This is a genomic window from Desulfobulbus rhabdoformis (assembly GCF_016919065.1).
GTDB lineage: Bacteria > Desulfobacterota > Desulfobulbia > Desulfobulbales > Desulfobulbaceae > Desulfobulbus > Desulfobulbus rhabdoformis.
The window spans coordinates 49,889-68,140 of sequence record NZ_JAFFQA010000022.1 but is presented as its reverse complement, the minus strand read 5'-3'; the positions used below and the strand labels follow the sequence as shown (position 1 = coordinate 68,140).

13 protein-coding genes and 1 riboswitch are annotated in these 18,252 nt (G+C 52.6%); of the genes, 11 read left to right on the top strand and 2 right to left on the bottom strand.

Annotation, left to right across the window (positions count from 1 at the left end):
- The first annotated feature begins 216 nt into the window (after nucleotides 1-216).
- From JWJ90_RS12710 to JWJ90_RS12685, 6 genes are all read left to right on the top strand, one after another.
- Nucleotides 217-555 (top strand): P-II family nitrogen regulator, encoded by a 339-nt coding sequence (locus JWJ90_RS12710; protein ID WP_205227604.1) that lies wholly within the window; start codon nucleotides 217-219, stop codon nucleotides 553-555.
- A complete protein-coding gene (glnD, locus tag JWJ90_RS12705; RefSeq protein ID WP_205227603.1) occupies nucleotides 555-3,146 on the top strand; it encodes a [protein-PII] uridylyltransferase in 2,592 nt (863 codons plus the stop codon). The genes JWJ90_RS12710 and glnD overlap by 1 nt, the downstream gene beginning before the upstream one ends.
- A gap of 322 nt (nucleotides 3,147-3,468) precedes the next feature.
- On the top strand, nucleotides 3,469-5,652 hold the full coding sequence (locus JWJ90_RS12700; RefSeq protein WP_205227602.1) for a glutamine synthetase III family protein: 2,184 nt from the start codon (nucleotides 3,469-3,471) through the stop codon (nucleotides 5,650-5,652).
- A 125-nt stretch (nucleotides 5,653-5,777) separates the two neighbouring features.
- Nucleotides 5,778-7,106 (top strand): type I glutamate--ammonia ligase, encoded by a 1,329-nt coding sequence (gene glnA, locus JWJ90_RS12695; RefSeq protein WP_205227601.1) that lies wholly within the window; start codon nucleotides 5,778-5,780, stop codon nucleotides 7,104-7,106.
- A 245-nt stretch (nucleotides 7,107-7,351) separates the two neighbouring features.
- Complete coding sequence (locus JWJ90_RS12690; protein WP_205227600.1) at nucleotides 7,352-8,281, top strand: helix-turn-helix transcriptional regulator; 930 nt, start codon at nucleotides 7,352-7,354, stop codon at nucleotides 8,279-8,281.
- 3 nt (nucleotides 8,282-8,284) lie between these two features.
- Nucleotides 8,285-8,668, top strand: a complete 384-nt coding sequence (locus JWJ90_RS12685; protein ID WP_205227599.1) for a hypothetical protein — start codon at nucleotides 8,285-8,287, stop codon at nucleotides 8,666-8,668.
- 166 nt (nucleotides 8,669-8,834) lie between these two features.
- Here the strand turns inward: JWJ90_RS12685 and ftsH are convergent, their stop codons facing one another.
- Together ftsH and JWJ90_RS12675 are read right to left on the bottom strand one after the other, a co-directional pair.
- The gene (ftsH, locus tag JWJ90_RS12680) at nucleotides 8,835-10,655 is read right to left on the bottom strand and encodes an ATP-dependent zinc metalloprotease FtsH (protein WP_205227598.1); all 1,821 of its coding nucleotides are present in this window, start codon (nucleotides 10,653-10,655) and stop codon (nucleotides 8,835-8,837) included.
- A 322-nt stretch (nucleotides 10,656-10,977) separates the two neighbouring features.
- On the bottom strand, nucleotides 10,978-11,484 hold the full coding sequence (locus tag JWJ90_RS12675; RefSeq protein WP_205227597.1) for a hypothetical protein: 507 nt from the start codon (nucleotides 11,482-11,484) through the stop codon (nucleotides 10,978-10,980).
- Nucleotides 11,485-11,937: 453 nt separating this feature from the next.
- Between JWJ90_RS12675 and JWJ90_RS12670 the strand changes: the two genes are divergently transcribed.
- The 5 genes from JWJ90_RS12670 (at nucleotide 11,938) to JWJ90_RS12650 (ending at nucleotide 18,110) form a co-directional block, all read left to right on the top strand.
- Nucleotides 11,938-12,264, top strand: coding sequence for a hypothetical protein (locus JWJ90_RS12670; RefSeq protein WP_205227596.1), 327 nt, complete (start codon nucleotides 11,938-11,940; stop codon nucleotides 12,262-12,264).
- Nucleotides 12,265-12,635: 371 nt separating this feature from the next.
- A riboswitch (cobalamin riboswitch) is annotated at nucleotides 12,636-12,776 on the top strand.
- Between the two features lie 114 nt (nucleotides 12,777-12,890).
- Complete coding sequence (gene thiC, locus JWJ90_RS12665) at nucleotides 12,891-14,213, top strand: phosphomethylpyrimidine synthase ThiC (protein WP_205227595.1); 1,323 nt, start codon at nucleotides 12,891-12,893, stop codon at nucleotides 14,211-14,213.
- A 31-nt stretch (nucleotides 14,214-14,244) separates the two neighbouring features.
- Entirely contained in the window at nucleotides 14,245-15,309 is a 1,065-nt protein-coding gene (cobT, locus tag JWJ90_RS12660) for a nicotinate-nucleotide--dimethylbenzimidazole phosphoribosyltransferase (RefSeq protein WP_205227594.1), read from the top strand.
- A complete protein-coding gene (locus JWJ90_RS12655; protein WP_205227593.1) occupies nucleotides 15,306-16,367 on the top strand; it encodes a class I SAM-dependent methyltransferase in 1,062 nt (353 codons plus the stop codon). Before cobT ends, JWJ90_RS12655 begins: the two co-directional genes overlap by 4 nt.
- Nucleotides 16,368-16,433: 66 nt before the next feature.
- Entirely contained in the window at nucleotides 16,434-18,110 is a 1,677-nt protein-coding gene (locus tag JWJ90_RS12650; protein ID WP_205227592.1) for a PocR ligand-binding domain-containing protein, read from the top strand.
- Nucleotides 18,111-18,252 lie beyond the last annotated feature (142 nt).

The following is an 18,252-nucleotide window of genomic DNA, read 5'->3' as shown; positions in this document are numbered from 1 at the left end:
AACTTGTAGCCAATGATGGTGGTTGCCCTGAACAGGCAGCTGGTTTGCAGCCTGAGTGTGACATGCTGTTTCTCTCACAGGAAAGTGCTCCATACATTCCTGTGAGAGAAATTTAATGCTTGATTTTGACTCAAAAAATCGCATTGTTCAAGGGAACCCGAAGGATCACCCTAGAATTCGAATCTGCTGGATGCGAGCTATCTTTGAGGAGGGCGTATGAAAAAAATTGAAGCCATAATCAAACCCTTTAAACTCGATGAAGTTAAAGATGCCTTAAACGGTATTGGTATCAAGGGTATGACGGTGAGCGAGGTCAAGGGATACGGACGCCAGAAAGGCCATACGGAAATCTATCGTGGAGCCGAGTATGTTGTCGATTTTATACCGAAAATCAAACTCGACATCATTGTCAACGACGACATGGTGCAGCAAGTCGTGAACACCATTATCGAACAATCAAGAACCGGCAAAATTGGTGACGGCAAAATTTTCGTGACCCCGGTTGAAGAAATTATCCGTGTCCGCACAGGCGAAACAGGGAGCGAGGCTATTTAATGGCGTCCACCTTACGTCCGCAACAGGATGCCCTGGCCGATGCCTGGCGTCAGGGCCTCAGCGGGCAGGAAATTCTGCACCGCTCTGCAACGCTTGTTGACGATTTCATCGTTGATACCTACAAAGCGGCATCCGCCGTGCAGAAGGCTCGTGGAAAAATCGCCGTTATCGCCTTAGGTGGCTATGGTCGGAGCGAGTTGTACCCGTATTCGGATATAGACTTGCTCCTGCTTCATGACTGGTGGTCCAAAAAATCCATGCAGCAGGTGGTCGAGGCCATCCTCTACCCCTTATGGGACGAGGGATTTGAGGTCGGTCACAGTGTGCGGGGCGTTAAAGACGCCATCGCATTTGCTCAGGAAGATTTTCATTTCCAGGTAGCTCTTCTGGACGCGCGTCTTCTGACAGGGTCAGAGGAGCTTTTTGAGGAGCTGAAAAATCGCTACACAAAAAAAATCCTCGATGGACGGCGCCACCAGTTTGTCGAGACCATGGAACAACACATTCAGGAGCGGTTGCAGAAATACGGCTCCCACACCTACCTGCTTGAACCTCATGTCAAGGAGGGCAAAGGTGGCTTGCGCGATATTCAAGCCATGATGTGGGTGGCCAAAGGTGTGTTTGGTCTGAATGATCTTGCGGCAATCGAGTCCTCTGGCATGCTGGAGCCGGGCAACCGTCAGGCCCTGGAAGAAAGCTGGTCCATGCTTGCGAAAATTCGCAACCATATTCACCTGCTTAACCGCAGAAAAGGGGACCATTTGATCTTTGAATTGCAGGAGGAGACTGCCAGCGCTCTTGATTACAAAGACGAACCCGGCCAACTGGGCGTTGAGCATTTCATGGGCGATGTCTACGGTCACCTGCAGACGATTTCTCGGATCACAGACCTCTTTTTTGAGCATGTACATGAGGTGCTGGGGCTCACCAGTGGAGCCAATGTTGAACAAAAGCTGGAGCGCTCCATTGTTGTTCGCGGTGGCACCATTCGTTTAACCGCAGCTGAAGAGCTTACCGAGCGCCCTTACCTCTTGATGCGCCTCTTTCTGCAGGCTGGTCGCAGTGGGTACCCCCTGCATCACCGTACGCGCCAGATGGTTACAGCCAATCTGGAAAAGGTGGACGATCATTTTCGCCACTCCAAACGGGTGAGCCGCGTTTTTATTGAACTGCTCAGTCAGTCAAATAAAATTTTTGATGTGCTGGAGGCCATGCTCTCAACCGGTTTACTCACGCAGTATATTCCTGAATTTTCCGGGGTTGAATCACTGGCCCAACATGATTTGTACCACCTCTACACCGTTGATAGGCATTCTCTGCAGGCGGTGGCCGAGCTGAATAATCTCAAGCAGAGCTACAGCGAACTTTTTGCCGAGTTGGAATCGCCGGAAGTCCTCTATTTGGCAGCCCTGCTCCATGATATTGGCAAAGGTAAGCAAAGCGATCACTCGGTTCTAGGTGCAGAGATGGTGGAGGATATCGGCAAACGATTGCATCTTGCTGAAAACGACAGAGAAACGTTGGCCTTTCTCATTCGTTATCACCTCTATCTGCCGGAAAACGCCATGCGCCGGGATTTCACGGATCGTGAATTTATTCACCAGGCATCTGAGCTCGTGGGTGATGTCCAGCGTCTGACCATGCTGTACCTCCTCACCATTGCCGACTCCAAGGCAACCGGTCCCTCCGCCTGGTCGGATTGGAAGGCTAGCCTGCTGTCAGAACTCTATCTCAGCCTCAAGTCATGCCTGGGGGCGGACTGCCATGTCGAGCAGATTAGTCAGGATGAGGAAGAGCAAGGGGTTCGCTGGCTCCAGGATCAGATAACCCAGCGGATGGAAGGGAAGCAAACCAGTATAGATATCGACAGCCTGCCCTCGGATTATCTCTTAAGCTACAGCCTGGAGGCCGTAGAGCGCCACCTGGAAATTCACACAGAGCTGTCCTCAAAGCTCAGGCAACAGGTTAAACTTTTTGCCGAAGCTGGAACTCGTTCCTGGACGCTGCTCATCATGGGGCCGGACAAGGTCGGGTTGCTGGCAAAATTCTGTGGCGTACTTGCGCTCCACAATCTCAGCGTTCTGTCTGCGGAAATCTTTACCTGGCCAGACAACATTGTCGTGGACACAATAGAAGTTGTCCCCTCCTCTTCCGTCAGCTTTGAAGAACAGGATTGGGCCAAGGTGGAGCAAGACCTGAACCTGGCAATCAATTACCGACTCGATGTGGGCTACCAGCTGCACGAAAGAAGTCAGCCACAAAGCTATAGAAGCCAACGCCAGGTGCAACAGCTTGAGCGTAAGGTGGTTATCGACAATACAACATCTCAGCAGTACACCCTTGTCGAGGTGTACGGAGGAGATAATAGAAGCGCCCTCTATCAGCTGACTCAGACGCTGGCGGATTTCGGCCTGACCATTCACCGGGCACGAATCGCCACGGAGGTAGAACAGCTGATCGTTATCTTTTATGTGAGTACCCAAACCGGTACCAAGCTTGAAGAGAGCAGCATACAAGAGAAAATCAGTATGACACTGATGCGCATTATCGGTGCCGATGATGCAGAGCTGGAAACTGCCAGCGCATCGTAAGGGTATCTTGAATACTTGCCTTTTCCCAAAAACTCTGCCTGGGCTTTTTGGTACAACAGCCTGAGCCGAGCTTGAAGGGAGGACTGCATTATTCTATGTCCCCAAGAGCACATGTAACAACGATACCGAGCTCATCCTCGGTTTTGTCCAAGGGAATTTTGTTTAATTGCTTTTTCTGCCAATCCCCCGGAATCTGGCGTTTACCTCGTCACGCTTACCTGGCCTTGATTGAAAAATCTAATTATCCAAGACAACCTAAAGCACAATGTAACGCCTACGGCTGTAGTCATCATTATTCTCAACAAATTTGGAGAGTTGACCAATGAGTGGAATCCAGGCCCGTCTGAATGCTATTTCTGCAATCATCAATTACAAGCCCTCCCATGAGCCGCTGAATTTCAGCGAAACGAAGCCCACCGATGTTTTTGGGTCCAACGTTTTCAGCGACAAAATCATGAAAGAGCGGTTGCCCAAAGCGATTTACAAATCGCTCAAAAAGACCATCACCTACGGCGAAAAACTGGATGCTTCCATCGCCGATGTGGTTGCCACCGCCATGAAGGACTGGGCAATTGAGAAGGGTGCCACCCACTTTACCCACGTTTTCTATCCGCTCACTGGTCTGACCGCGGAAAAACATGACGCCTTCCTGACCCCGGACGGTGAGGGTGGAGCCATTGCCGAGTTCTCCGGCAAACTGCTGATCCAGGGTGAGCCGGATGCTTCCTCCTTCCCCTCTGGTGGCCTGCGTGCAACCTTTGAGGCACGCGGTTACACTGCCTGGGATGTAACCAGCCCGGCATTCATCATCGAGAACCCCAACGGAACCTTCCTCTGCATCCCCACCGCCTTCGTTTCCTGGACAGGTGAGGCGCTGGACAAAAAAACCCCGTTGCTGCGTTCCCTGCAGGCTCTGAACAAACAGGCCAAACGCGTACTCAACCTCTTTGGCACCAGCACCAGCCTGCCCGTTACCGCTTTTGCCGGCCCTGAGCAGGAGTACTTCCTCATTGACCGCAACTTTATTTTTGCCCGCCCAGACCTGCTGACCGCCGGTCGTTCGCTTTTTGGTGCGCCTCCTTCCAAAGGCCAGGAGTTTGATGACCAGTACTTCGGATCCATCAACCGTCGCGTCCTCGCCTTCATGATGGATGTTGAGCGTGAACTCTACAAACTGGGCGTTCCGGTTAAAACGCGCCATAACGAGGTTGCCCCGAGCCAGTTTGAGATCGCCCCCCTCTACGAGCAGGGTAACCTGGCCACCGATCACAACCAACTGGTTATGACCACCCTCCAGACCGTGGCCAAACGTTATGGCATGGTTTGTCTGCTGCACGAAAAACCCTTTGCCGGTATCAACGGTTCCGGTAAACATCTCAACTACTCCATCGGTAATGCCGAGCTGGGCAGCCTTTTTGACCCGGGTGAAACTCCGCACTCCAATGCTCAGTTCCTGGTGTTCTGTGCCGCTACTATTCGTGCCCTGCATAAATACGGTGCACTGCTGCGCGCCACTGCGGGTTCCGCTTCCAACGACCACCGCCTTGGTGCCAACGAGGCCCCGCCCGCGATCATCAGTACCTACTTGGGCGAGCAGCTCGCCGATGTTTTCGAGCAGATCAAGAAAGGAAAGGTTGAGGGCTCCAAGTCTAAGGGCATCATGAACATCGGTGTCGATACCCTGCCTCCGCTGCCCATGGATCCGGGCGATCGTAACCGCACCAGCCCCTTTGCCTTCACCGGAAACCGTTTTGAGTTCCGCGCTGTTGGTTCTTCTCACTCCATCGCCGGTGCCCAGGTTGCCCTGAACACCATGATGGCTGAATCCCTTGACTATGTTGCCACCAAGCTCGAAAAACTGGGTAAGGTCAACAAAACCAAATTCAACCAGGGTGTTCAGGATCTGCTGCAGAAGATCATGGAGAAACATGACACGGTTGTCTTCAACGGTGACGGTTACTCTGACGAGTGGCACAAAGAGGCAGTCGAGAAACGCGGCCTGCCCAACCTGCGTACCACTCCTGAGGCACTGCCGGTTCTCACCAGCAAAGAGGTTGTTGAGCTTTTTGGCAAATACGATGTTCTCTCCGAGGCCGAGCTGGCCAGCCGTAAAGAGATTTACTTTGAGCAGTATGCATTGACTGTCAATGTGGAGGCCAACCTGGTCATCCGCATGGCTCGAACCATGATCTTCCCGGCTGCAATGCGGTATCAGGGGCAGCTCGCAGAGACCTGCGAAAAACTCAAAGCCATTGGTCAGGACTTCAAGATGGACGCGCTTGAGGATGTTACCGCCAAACTGCGTGCTATGCAGACTGAGGTCAACAACCTGGAGAAACTCATGGCCCACGAGGCTGGTGATACCGAGGCACACGCCGTTTATATGTGCAACGAAATCCTTCCGGCCATGCTGAAAGTTCGTGAGCATGCTGATGCGCTTGAGAAAGTTGTTGCTGACGATCTCTGGCCGCTGCCTTCTTACCAGGAGATGCTGTTCATCCGTTAAGTGAGAAAACACGCATAAACTTGGATGCCGCCCTCTTTTGAGGGCGGCATTTTTTTCATGAAGTGGGTATATTCAGTCGATGTTGACTGAAAACAACAATTTCACCAAGGAAAAGGAGACGAGTTATGACACGTGACGAAATCATGCAAATTATCAAGGAGAAGAACGTTAACTTCTTCCGCATGCAGTTTGTCGATATTTTCGGCATGATGAAAAACATCGCCATCCCGCGCAGTCAGATCGAAAAAGCGCTTGACGGCCAGATCATGTTTGACGGGTCCTCCATTGAAGGTTTTGTCCGCATCAACGAATCCGATATGTACCTCAAACCGGATTACGACACCTTTGTTGTCCTGCCTTGGCGTGAAAAAGACGGTTCCAACGCAGCCCGCATCATCTGCGACGTCTATAAACCCGACGGCACCCCCTTTGAGGGTTGCCCGCGGGGTAACCTTAAACGCGTCATGGAAGAAACCAAACAACTTGGCTATACCATGAACGTGGGTACCGAGTGCGAATTTTTCCTCTTCCGCCGCGACGAAAACGGACACCCCACCACCATTACCGATGACATTACCGGCTACTTTGATGTAGAGCCGGACGACGGTGGAATCGAATGCCGCCGCGCCATCATAGAGACCCTTGAAGAGATGGGCTTTGAAATTGAAGCCTCTCACCATGAGGTTGCCGAGGGCCAGCACGAGATCAACTTCAAATATGCCGACGCGGTCACCGCAGCCGACAACACCATCACCTATAAGTGGGTAGTCCGTTCCATAGCCGCTGAGTTTGGTCTTGCGGCGACCTTTATGCCCAAACCGATCTTTGGCATCAACGGCTCGGGTATGCACACTAACCAGTCACTGTTTAACCTGGATGGCACCAACGCCTTTTATGATGAGAAAGGACCGCTGGAACTGAGCGAGGTCGCCTATAAATATATCGCCGGTATCGCCAAGAATGCCCGCGGTTTTGCCGCAGTGACCAACCCGCTGGTCAACTCCTACAAACGGCTGGTCGCCGGTTATGAGGCTCCGGTCTACATTGCCTGGTCCGCCTCCAACCGCTCTGCCCTGATCCGTATACCGGCTTCTCGCGGCCTGGGGACCAGGACGGAGGTCCGTTGCCCGGATCCCACCTGCAACCCCTACCTGGCCTTTGCCATGATGCTCTGCTCCGGCCTGGACGGTGTAAAAAACAATCTGACCGCACCGCCTGCAACCAACGAGGACATCTTTGAGATGAGCCCGGCCGAGAAGGAAGCCGCTGGTATCGCCAGCCTGCCAGCTAATCTCTACGAAGCCCTTGAAGCCCTCAAAGAGAATCCCATCGCCAAGGAAGCATTGGGCGAGCATATTCTTGCGAAATATCTCGAAGGAAAAGAACAGGAATGGGATTCCTTCCGTACAGCTGTCACCGACTGGGAAGTCAATAATTACCTGGTAAAGTACTGATTACGGCCTGAATCCTATACAGTGTCCAGGGGAGCCTCTTTGTGAGGTTCCCCTTTTTTATTTGCTCACCAGCAGCACCTCAGATGAGCGTCAATGGGGATAAAACATGCATACAATGGAGCGCCCCAACATGGGATATTCCGGTGGAGCTCCCACAAATCTTGCTCAAGTCATTGCCTATGTTATAGTACGCAAAGACAGACGAAAAAAAGGGTGAGCAGCTCCCATGATCCAGGCAGGCGCAAATGAACAACAGCGGCAGTGTTGATATAAACGGTGAAAAGATTCGTCAGGTACGTGAGGAGCGCGGGCTCACCCAGCTCTACCTGGCCACGGTGGTGGAGGTCACCACAGATACCATCTCCCGCTGGGAGAATCGGCGGTATCCCTCCATCAAGCTGGAAAATGCAAAAAAACTGGCAGAAGCGCTGGAGTTCCCCCTTGAAGAGTTGTTGGGCGTACCGGATGAGGGGGCTGGAACACCGGATAATCATGAACAAGAGGTCGATGATCAAACTCTTCCACCTTCCCTCTGGCTAACACTTCGAAAACGTTGGATCAGCGGTGTTCTTCTTCTCTGTCTCGCCTGCGGGGGCATCCTCTTTTTCTGGTTGCAGCAACCTACGCTGACGGCTCGTCGTATTATGCCTGCGCAAACAGCACCCAACCTCAGCTTTCCGGTCATTGTGGAACTAATTGGACCGATTCAGTTTAAAAAAAGCATGTTGATCCGGGAGGATATTCAGGGGCAGGCCGAAACCCACAGTATTTTAGCCGATGGTACGCATAAATCCTTTGGCCAGAGTCCGCGCTGGATTGGCCGCCTGAGACGGGGAAAAGCACGCTTCCTCTACGTGGTGACCCCAGGGAAAAAAGTATCACCCGGGCAGCTGCTTACCTTTTCTGGAAACGTCATGTCCAGCAAAGAGCAACGCCTTGGAGATCCCATACAGGGCGCGACTTCCATTCAAATAAGTCTCTATCATTGGGCAGATACCAACCGGGATTACTCCATCAGTGATGATGAAATTCTTATCGCCTACGAGACCTTTTCCCCTAGACGCGGCCCATCGATCGACTTTACGGCGCTTGAACAACTTTGGCTCGCAGGGAGCTACACCTGGAATACAGGCAGCCAAACTTTTGATCCTGTTCCGTCCCAGAAAAAGGAGTAACCCATGGCCCGCTTAATGATCATTTTGTTTGCCTTGTTTTTCTTCGTGACGCCCGGCCAAGCCAGCCCCAAGGTTCACAGCCAATATGTCCACGGTTCGGGAAATGCTGTCACCCTGCAGGTTTCTGTCCCCCGGCCTGCACCAACAGCCCTCATCTTTACGCAAAAGGTACAAGGAGGACAACGGTTGGTTTCGGCCCGGCCTGCACCTGTTGGCGGCAAGCTCTCCGGCTCCACACTCAAATGGCTCTTTAAACGCCCCCGACCTGGTGCCTTATCCATCCACATGCAATTTGCAAAACCGGTACGCCCAGGCCAGCTTCAAGGATTCTTGAACTATCGTGATCCGGCCACCGGATCACGGGTGCACTTGCAGGTAGGAAATTGACTGGTGTCTGTCCCGATATTATTCAAGACACCCTAAAATTTGTAAGCCTCTTCATTTTGGGGTTCCTTCGTCACCACCAACCTACTCTCCTTCCGGGAAGGGCTGTAGGTTGGTGGTGACGAAGGAACCCCAACGTGATATCAACCAATAATCCTGCGTGATTTTTTTAGCTCTGCAGTCCTTTACTCAACTCGGCCAGTTCCTCCTCAAGCAGGGTTTCCTTATCCAGAAGAACCTTGGCACAACGATCAAGAATCTCTTTATTGGCTTCCAGGATCTCATAGGTCCGCACGAAGGTATCGTCGATGATTTTTCGCACTGAGGCATCGATCTGATGGGCGGTTGAATCGCTTATCTGGCAGCCGCTTACGCCATGTCCATGCTGCTGGTTGAGAAAACTCTGCTGGTTTTCCTCGTAGACCACAAAACCGATATCCGGATCCATGCCATAGCGGGTGACCATATTCCGAGCAATATCCGTTGCCCGGGCGATATCATCGGAGGCCCCTGTGGAGAGATGGTTAAAAAAGAGTTTCTCCGCTGCGCGTCCTCCCAGAAGTACGGCAATTTTATTTTCCAGCTCTTCCTTGGTCATGAGAAAGCGATCCTCGGTTGGGCGCTGCAGGGTATAGCCAAGCGCCCCGATTCCCCTGGGAATAATAGAGATTTTATACACCGGATCACTGCCCGGCAGCGCCAGGGCTGCCAAAGCATGTCCCACCTCATGATAGGCCACAATCTCCCGTTCTCGTGGATTGAGTAACCGATTTTTCTTCTCCAGGCCCGCAACAATACGCTCTATCGCCTGGGTGAAGTCCTCCATGCTCACCTTTTCCGCCTTACGGCGGGTGGCAAGCAGGGCAGCCTCATTCACCAGGTTGGCCAGGTCAGCCCCGGAAAAACCGGTGGTGAAATCTGCCACCTGGGAGGCATCCACATCCTCCCCCACCTGTACTTTTTTCATGTGGACATTGAGAATCTCGATACGTCCTTTTTTGTCCGGGCGATCCACCAGAACCTGACGATCAAAGCGACCGGCTCGCAGAAGAGCGGGGTCTAGGACCTCTGGTCTGTTGGTGGCCGCCAGAAGGACCAAGCCTGTACTGGGATCAAAGCCATCCAGTTCAACCAAAAGCTGATTCAGGGTCTGTTCACGCTCGTCATTGCCCCCCAGTCCCGCTGCTGAACGGGCGCGGCCCAAGGCATCAAGCTCGTCGATAAATATTATCGCTGGTGCAGATTTTCTCGCCTGTTCGAAAAGATCGCGAACTCGGGCAGCACCGACGCCCACAAACATCTCAACAAATTCAGAACCAGAGATGGAAAAGAAGGGAACTGCGGCCTCACCGGCAACCGCCCGCGAGAGTAACGTTTTACCCGTACCTGGGGGGCCGACGAGCAGAATCCCTTTGGGCATGCGTGCCCCCAGCTTACCGTAATCATCCGGAGCTTTCAAAAACTCAACAATTTCTTGAAGTTCTGCCTTACTCTCTTCTACACCAGCCACATCTTCAAAGGAGACACCCGTCTGCTGTTCAACATAAATCTTGGCCTTGGATTTTCCTATATTCATGAAGCCGCCCCCCATTCCCCCCTGGCGCTCCATTAATTTCCGAATAAGGAGAAACCAGATACCAAAAAATATAAGGGCGGGAACAATCCAGGAAAGCAGCGTCGCCAGGAATTTACTCTCATGCACCTGGGTAAAGGGCACCTTGTACTGGGAGAGTTGCTCGGCAAGCTTTGGATCAACCCGATTGGCAATGATATAGGTTTTCCCGTTCTCATCGGCCTCTTTCAGTTCCCCCACGATGTACTGTTCACGAATGGTCAACTCTTTGACCTTACCCTGCTGCAATAAAACCTCCATCTCACTGTAGGGCACTGCCTCAACTTTTTGTTGCTCTGTCCAGACCTCATGAAAGAACAGGATGCCAAAAACAGCGATAATGGCGAAAATCATGTTAAACTTCTGGGTTTTGTCCATAACTTTTTCCTTGCTGGTAGCTCACAGATACAACTTAAGGGAATCTTGAATAATTGCTTTTTCTGCCAATCCCGCGGAGTCTGGCGCTTACCTCGTCATGCTCAAAATTTTATCCTCGGAGGTAAGCGAAGACTCCGATATCAGCTATATGCCTGCGGTAAAATTGTCAGCAATCCTTGACCTTGATTGAAAAATCTAATTATTCAAGACACCCTTACACTATGCATCCCCAGGGTAATTTTCCATAAAAAAAACATTACATCTCAACCACCTAGAACATTGTCCCTAAGGGACAAAACGATCTGTCCCCTCCTGTCCCGTCCTACTGCAGCCTCTGATTGATATGGTGGAGCGTGGTCTCCTTCAAGAGTTCAACCACCTTGGAATCTTTGGCATACGGCTCTTCGAGGAAAACCTCTTGAATTTGGGGGATCGTCTCGACCAGGAGTTGATGAAAGGAATCCGGTTCTTCCAGGTTCAACTGACCCGCCTGGGCGACCATGACCGTGGCCACTTTGACAGATACCTCACCATCAAACCGCTTAAAAGCGGTCACCAAGGTACAGTGATGTTTTTTCCGAGCCTTGGAAAGGCGAAACCGATCAGAACGACGAACAAACTCATGAATAACTGAAGTCAACGCTTCATTCGGCCCTGGAAAGAACTGCCCTTTGCCAAAGACATTACTGATGACCAGAGAAAGTTCCTCGGTTTGCACCTGGCCCATGTTTTCCCTGGTAAAGGCAAGAACCTCCTGACTCTCCGGAATCATTCCGTTTTGATGTTCCCCAACTATATAAATAAACTGATCTACCTCGCGTGCAGCCATATTTTCCCCTTAGTCGCTTTATTGAACCTGAATCCGTGACGGCAGGTAGTCACTGAACAAGGTGTCCTAATAATAAGACAAAAATTTTTAAGCTCACAAAGCCTAGAAAATCGCCTTTCATTCCCACATCAGGCGACATGAATACCGAGTCGCCATCCTACCTGCCCCACCAGACGACTTCAAGGTAATATGAGTTTTTTTGCATATTCTCAAGGAGTTCCCCAACCCGACATCGCCCCGACATCGCCTCGTATCCTGGAAAAACAGCCCTATGTCCACTGACAAACCGCCGAGAAACCGCTTAGGGTGGAGACACAGCAAAGAAAACCTTCTTCTCTGCCACGACAAGCACAGAAGAGGAAATGCAATCCAGACATCCTCAGTCATTATCAAGAGGGTGAACGTAACCAGGAAGAGAGGACGATTCAGCTCACTCCTTCCAAGGAGGTATTCATGAAACGCATTGCTTTGTTTTCCGCCCTTGCCATTCTGAGTGTCGTAACACTTGTATCCAAACCATCAACAGCGCAGGCTGAAAGCCGGATCTATGTGGGCGTAGATCTAGGGCCGGTTATTGCAGCCTTTGATCACGGACCACGATACGTCTACCCGGTACCGGTTGTTCATAAACGACACTACGTCTCACACCGGCCTCATCGGATCTATCACAAGGTGCGTCACCATCGCTATGCGCCCCCGGAGCGTTGGTATCGGTACAATGACAGGCATCGCCCCAGCCATCGCTGGCATGATGACAGACGCCACCACAACCGTCATTAAAACAATTTGCCGGACAGGGTGACGCGCCCCTTGTCTGGCAGACCGCGCCTGACCTGCGTCTCTTTCCTTGAGCAGTAGGTGCTGCTTGCCACTTGCAATCACGGGTATGATACCCGTGATTGCATTTTTTGGGAACAATACCCGAAATCCGTGAGCATTCAGCGGTGCGTCCTTTTGTTGTTTGTGCTATCCCGCCACATGACCTGCTCTCAACACTCCCTCACGTTCATGCTCGAACCAGTGACTGGCAAAGAGGGTGAGGCCTTTTTCACTCCTTTTAGGGATTGCCAGTTCGACTGCCTGATGGTAGGGTGGCGCATCAGCTCATAGAGCAAGACAAACACACACAACATAAAGACAGTTCTATAAACGGAACACGGTGTAATTCCGTGACGGTCCCGCCGCTGTAACCGGTTGTACGGATCGCCTTCTTCACCCCAGCGGATGAAGAAAGCCACTGCCCCTCTGGGGGCGGGAAGGCGCGATTCAGCAGTCACCGGAAGTCAGAAGACGTATAGACAGATTCTTCTTGGGAACGCGATGGCAAAGGGTTTCAAAAGGTTTTTTTCCTTTTGAAACCCTTTTTCTTTTGCCGCACTCGGACTGTCGCAACGTACGGAGGATACATGAAAACCCAGATCGAGCACGCCCGTGCTCTCACCCTGACCCCACAAATGGAAGCCGTAGCCCAGACAGAGGGACTGCCTCCGGAATATATCCGCGAGAAGGTTGCCCTGGGCGAGATCGTCATTGCCAATCATCCCGACCGACCGCAGCAAAAGGTCGTCGGCATCGGTGGGGACCTGCGCACCAAGGTCAATGCATCCATCGGCACCTCCTCGGATATCTGCGACCTGCACTCCGAAATACGCAAAGCACAGATCGCCGAAGAAGAGGGAGCCGACACCCTGATGGAGCTCTCTGTTGGCGGCGACCTGGACAAAATTCGTCGCGAGGTCCTGGCCAACACAGCCCTCCCTGTAGGCAATGTTCCCCTCTATCAGGCCTTTAAAGAGACCGCTCGCCGATACAAAAATCCCGCCAAACTCGACCCGGAATTCCTCTTTGAATTGATCGAACGCCAGCTTGCCGATGGCTTAAGTTTTATGGCCATTCACTGTGGCATTAACCGCTACACCATTGAGCGGTTGCGCAAGCAGGGCTTCCGTTACGGTGGTCTGGCCTCCAAAGGCGGCACTTTTATGGTTGCCTGGATGGATGCCACCGGCAAGGAGAACCCCCTCTATGAGCAGTTTGACCGCGTCTGTGCGCTCATGAAAAAATACGATGCCATCCTCTCGCTCGGCAACGGCATCCGTGCGGGTGCCATCCATGACAGCCACGATCGTGCTCAGATGGCGGAGATGATCATCAACTGTGAGCTTGCCGAACTGGGCCGCGATATGGGCTGCCAGATGATGGTGGAAGGACCGGGGCATGTCCCGCTGGACGAGATCGCAGCCAACATTCAGCTGGAAAAACGGATGAGCGGCAATGCCCCGTACTACGTCCTTGGTCCCCTGCCCCTGGATACCGGTGCGGGCTACGACCACATCACCTCCGCCATTGGTGCGGCCAATTCGGCCCGTCATGGGGCGGACCTGGTCTGCTATATAACACCGGCCGAACACCTTGCGCTGCCCAATGAAAACGATGTGCGTGAAGGCGTTCGCGCCACACGACTGGCGGTCCGCATCGGTGATGTGGCCAAGTATCCAGATCGTCGCGATCGGGAGAAGGAGGCGGCCATGGCCCGACGCGACATGCGCTGGAAGGATTTGGAACAACACCTGCTCTTTCCAGAACTGGCCAAACAAATTCGCCAGGAACGTGCTCCCGAGGCCGATGACACCTGCACCATGTGTGGCGACTTCTGCGCCATGAAAAAGGGGATGGAGGTTTTTGCCCAGGATATCAGCGGCGATAAGCGCTCTCGCCAATCCAAATAATCTTTTTACTGACGAATTAATGGAGAGCAAAATGCGCCTACTCGATAAAACCATTGCCGCTATTCAAAAACCCAATCAAGCCGTTCACCAGGAGGCCTTACAACGCCTGGCCGATCAGGCCAGACCCCAGGGGAGTCTGGGGATCCTCGAACCGCTGTCCGCTCGCCTGGCAGCCATTACCGGCACCCTGGATGTACGGTTTTCCCAAAAAATAATCGTTACCTGCGCCGGTGATCATGGAGTGGTCGAGGAAGGGGTCAGCCTTTTTCCGCAGGAGGTCACTCCCCAGATGGTCTACAACTTTGTGCAGGGCGGTGCCTCGGTCAGTGTTTTGGCCAAAAATGCCGGGGGCTCGGTGCGGGTGGCTGATTTGGGCGTGAAACACGATTTCCCTCAGGATCTGCCCATTTTCCATAAAAAAATCGCCCCTGGTACGGCCAACTTTACCAAGGAACCCGCCATGAGTCGGGAACAGGCGATATCTTCACTTGAAGCAGGCATTGAGATTGTCAATCAGCTGGCGGACGAAGAGGGGCTCGACCTCTTAGGTACCGGTGATATGGGCATTGGCAATACCACGCCTTCAGCGGCTATTATCGCCGCCTTCTCCGGGCTGCCCGTGGAAACAGTGACCGGTCGCGGGACCGGCATCGATAACGAAGCCCTGGCCAATAAGGTTCGAGTGATCGAGCAGGGGGTGACCCTGCACAAACCCAACCCCGAGGATCCCCTTGATGTCTTGGCCAAGGTGGGAGGGTTTGAAATTGGCGGCCTGGCCGGCCTGGTCATTGGTGCAGCCGGACGGGGGATTCCCGTCGTCTGCGATGGTCTGATCTCAACCGCAGGTGCCTTGATCGCCTGCGAATTGGTTCCCACGGCCAAGGACTACCTCATTGCCAGCCATAACTCGGTGGAAATCGGGCATCGCTGTATGCTGGAGCGGTTAGGCGTGCAGCCTCTGCTCAACCTTGATTTTCGTCTGGGCGAGGGAACCGGCGCCGCAGTGTCCATGCACCTGATTGGCGCGGCCACCCGGGTCCTGGCAGAGATTAAAACCTTTGCCGAAGTCGGCATCAACGACGCCCAACAACAATGATCCAGATTAATTCTGAGCAAAGCCCCTTTTCGGGGGCTTCTTTTCTTCAGTTTTCCGATCTGCTCACCGGCTACCGTATCGGCCTTTTGCTCATGCTGGTGGAAAAAATCGGCCTGGTCGGTCTGCTTGGTCCTCAAGGGAAAACGTCCCCTCAGATTTGCTCCCGGCTTGGTTGGGATGCCGCCTTTGGCCAGCGTTTTCTTGACTGCCTCTGTCGCCTGGAGCTTATCGAAAAAAAGGAGGATCGTTACCTTCCCGGCAGCTTCAGCCAAAAATTTTTCACTCCCGACACGCCGAATTACCAGGGCAACACCCTCTGCTTTGAGCGCCAATTACTCCAATCCTGGCAACAACTGGAAGCAACCCTTACGGCCGGGCATCGGGTCTACGCCACGGAAGACAAAAACGAAGAGGAAATCCAGCAGGCTTTTTCCCGTTATCTCGGTGCCATGGATGAAGCGGCCAATCAGCGTGCAGAAGAACTGTTTACAGCTCTTGGCCCTTTGCCGACACAGGGTACAATCCTTGATCTCGGTGGTGGTTCCGGGGCTCACCTGGCAACCTTCCTTACTCGAAATCCCACCTGGTCTGCGATCTTCTGCGATCTCGCTCAGGTGGTGGAGCGTGCTCTCCAGGAACGTCTCGCCCCTTTTGCCTCACGCGTAACGCCCTGGCGGTGTAATGTGCTGGCGGAAAATGACCGAGAGCTGGACGCAATCAACGATAAATCGTGCGACCTGACGCTCCTCTCCAACCTCATTCACTGTCAGGGGCCTGAGGAAACCACCCGCATCATTGGGCTGGCAGCCCGAAAAACAACCGCGACAGGCCGGTTGCTGATCCATGATTTTTTCAGCGACTGCAGCTGGCGGGACGCGCTCTATGATCTGCATATGATGCTCAACACCTACAACGGCCGTACCTACCGAGTGCAGGAATGTGTTGACATGGCGGCAAATTACGGTTTTTGTGCCCACACTGTCCATCGTCTTGCTTCGGGCTCCACCCTGTTATGCTTGGCCCGCAGCGAATCCGGGCTCCCTGTTACGCTTCCATGAACCCTCGATCTTGCGTCATGGGACAGGTTCAGCCCCCCTTCTGAATCATTGCTGACGCCACTGCTCATGAAACGGGCCTATCCACTTTTAGACCTGATCGAACAGCATAAGCTGGAAAACATTCTTGAAACCTTTTCCAAGGCCACAGGGATTGCGGCCATTATTACCAATGTGGACGGCAGCCCGATCACCAAACCGTTTAATTTCACCAAACTCTGCTCGAAATTCTGCCGCTCCACCCATAAAGGCAGGAAACTCTGCTACCAGAGTGACAGCTATGGGGGGCATGAATCGGCACGGACCCGCTGCAATACGATCTACCAGTGTCTCAATGCCGGATTGACTGACTCCGCCTCTCCCATCTTTCTCGATGATCATCATATTGCCAATATCCTCTGCGGTCAGATTCTCACCGAGCCACTTGATCCCGGTGTAGCAGCTCAGCGGGCCCGGCTGATCGGCATCAAAGATGTGGAGGGGTACCTCGAGGCCGTATCTCAGATATCCATCATCCCTCTAGAACGATTTCAGTCCATCGTCGAGTTGATGCATGTGGTCACCCAGACCATCAGCGATCTTGCCTATCAAAAACAACAGCTTCTGCGTCGATCCCGTCGCTATCTGGATAAGATCATCAACAGTGTCACCGACGGCATCGTTTCCATCAACAGCGAAGGCATTATCACCCTCACTAATGAAGCGTGTAAGGATATTTTCGGGGTGGAAAAAAATCATTTGGTGGGGCGCCCCTTTGCTTCACTGCTGGCTGACACCGCTTCGGTCGACGAGTTGGAGCATAACCTGCGCAACTGCGCCCAAAGTCGCGGTAACTTCAAGATCAAGGTCCGTTGCGGCTTTGGCAACAAGGTTCTGCCGATTCTGCTGTCCATTGCCACCCTACGCACCGAAAAAGAGGAGAATGCCGGGTATGTAGGAGTACTGCGCGATGTCTCCGAGGAAGAACGAACCGAACGGATGAAGGAAGACCTCACCGGGATGATGACCCATGACCTGAAAAATCCCATGATCTCCATCCAAAAGGCCCTGGAACTCCTGGCGGCCGAGCAGCTTGGCTCGCTCAACAACAGCCAGAAGGAAATTCTTGATCTTTCCCTCCAGACCGGCAACCAGCTTTACGGTATGGTGACCGATTTTCTTGATACCTATCGTCATGAAAACGGTCAGTTCCGCCTGCGAAAAATAGAGTGTAATCTCCAATCCTTAATCCAGGAAAGCCTGGCTCAGGTGGATCTTTTTGCCCAGGAAAAGCAGGTACGGTTTCAACGTCAGGGAGCCACTCCATCCACTGTCCTTCAGGTGGATTTCAATCGAATCCGCCGCACCATGGTCAACCTGCTGGAAAATGCCGTCAAGTACAGTCCGGCCATGGGAACAATCACGGTTTCCGAAGACCGACTCTTTGGAAAAACCCTGTTTCACCCCTCCTTTTCCCTCCCCAAAAACTGTCTGCAACGCATTGATCCTGATCGGTTTTATCTTCTTGTCGCCGTGGAAGATCAAGGTTTTGGCATTCCCGAAGAAGATACGCCTTATATCTTTGATAAATTCTTTACCACTCGACAGCGCAACAAATCAGAGCGCAAAGGACTGGGCCTGGGGCTTGCTTTCTGCAAATTGGCGGTTGAAGCTCATCGTGGTGCAATCTGGGTTAAAACGCCGCTGAACAGGGAAAGTTCAATGCGTTATCGAGGGTGTCGTTTTAGTTTTGTCCTCCCAATTTAGTATCGCCCGAGTCTGGCCTTCTCCCTCAAATGGGGTATTTTTCTCCCCCTAAAGAGGCATTGCAGAGTTGCGCAAGGTATGGTTATAAGAAAACGATTCGAAGGGATTCACTCCCTCGATCGGGGGACAACGTGCCTGTTGC

Bases quoted from the DNA above. Each gene is read 5' to 3' on its own strand.
- JWJ90_RS12675 (WP_205227597.1), bottom strand. From the start codon at position 11,484: ATGGCTGCACGCGAGGTAGATCAGTTTATTTATATAGTTGGGGAACAT.
- cobT (WP_205227594.1), top strand. From the start codon at position 14,245: ATGCGCCTACTCGATAAAACCATTGCCGCTATTCAAAAACCCAATCAA.
- ftsH (WP_205227598.1), bottom strand. From the start codon at position 10,655: ATGGACAAAACCCAGAAGTTTAACATGATTTTCGCCATTATCGCTGTT.
- JWJ90_RS12685 (WP_205227599.1), top strand. From the start codon at position 8,285: ATGGCCCGCTTAATGATCATTTTGTTTGCCTTGTTTTTCTTCGTGACG.
- JWJ90_RS12670 (WP_205227596.1), top strand. From the start codon at position 11,938: ATGAAACGCATTGCTTTGTTTTCCGCCCTTGCCATTCTGAGTGTCGTA.
- glnD (WP_205227603.1), top strand. From the start codon at position 555: ATGGCGTCCACCTTACGTCCGCAACAGGATGCCCTGGCCGATGCCTGG.
- JWJ90_RS12710 (WP_205227604.1), top strand. From the start codon at position 217: ATGAAAAAAATTGAAGCCATAATCAAACCCTTTAAACTCGATGAAGTT.
- JWJ90_RS12650 (WP_205227592.1), top strand. From the start codon at position 16,434: ATGAAACGGGCCTATCCACTTTTAGACCTGATCGAACAGCATAAGCTG.
- JWJ90_RS12690 (WP_205227600.1), top strand. From the start codon at position 7,352: ATGAACAACAGCGGCAGTGTTGATATAAACGGTGAAAAGATTCGTCAG.
- thiC (WP_205227595.1), top strand. From the start codon at position 12,891: ATGAAAACCCAGATCGAGCACGCCCGTGCTCTCACCCTGACCCCACAA.
- glnA (WP_205227601.1), top strand. From the start codon at position 5,778: ATGACACGTGACGAAATCATGCAAATTATCAAGGAGAAGAACGTTAAC.
- JWJ90_RS12700 (WP_205227602.1), top strand. From the start codon at position 3,469: ATGAGTGGAATCCAGGCCCGTCTGAATGCTATTTCTGCAATCATCAAT.
- JWJ90_RS12655 (WP_205227593.1), top strand. From the start codon at position 15,306: ATGATCCAGATTAATTCTGAGCAAAGCCCCTTTTCGGGGGCTTCTTTT.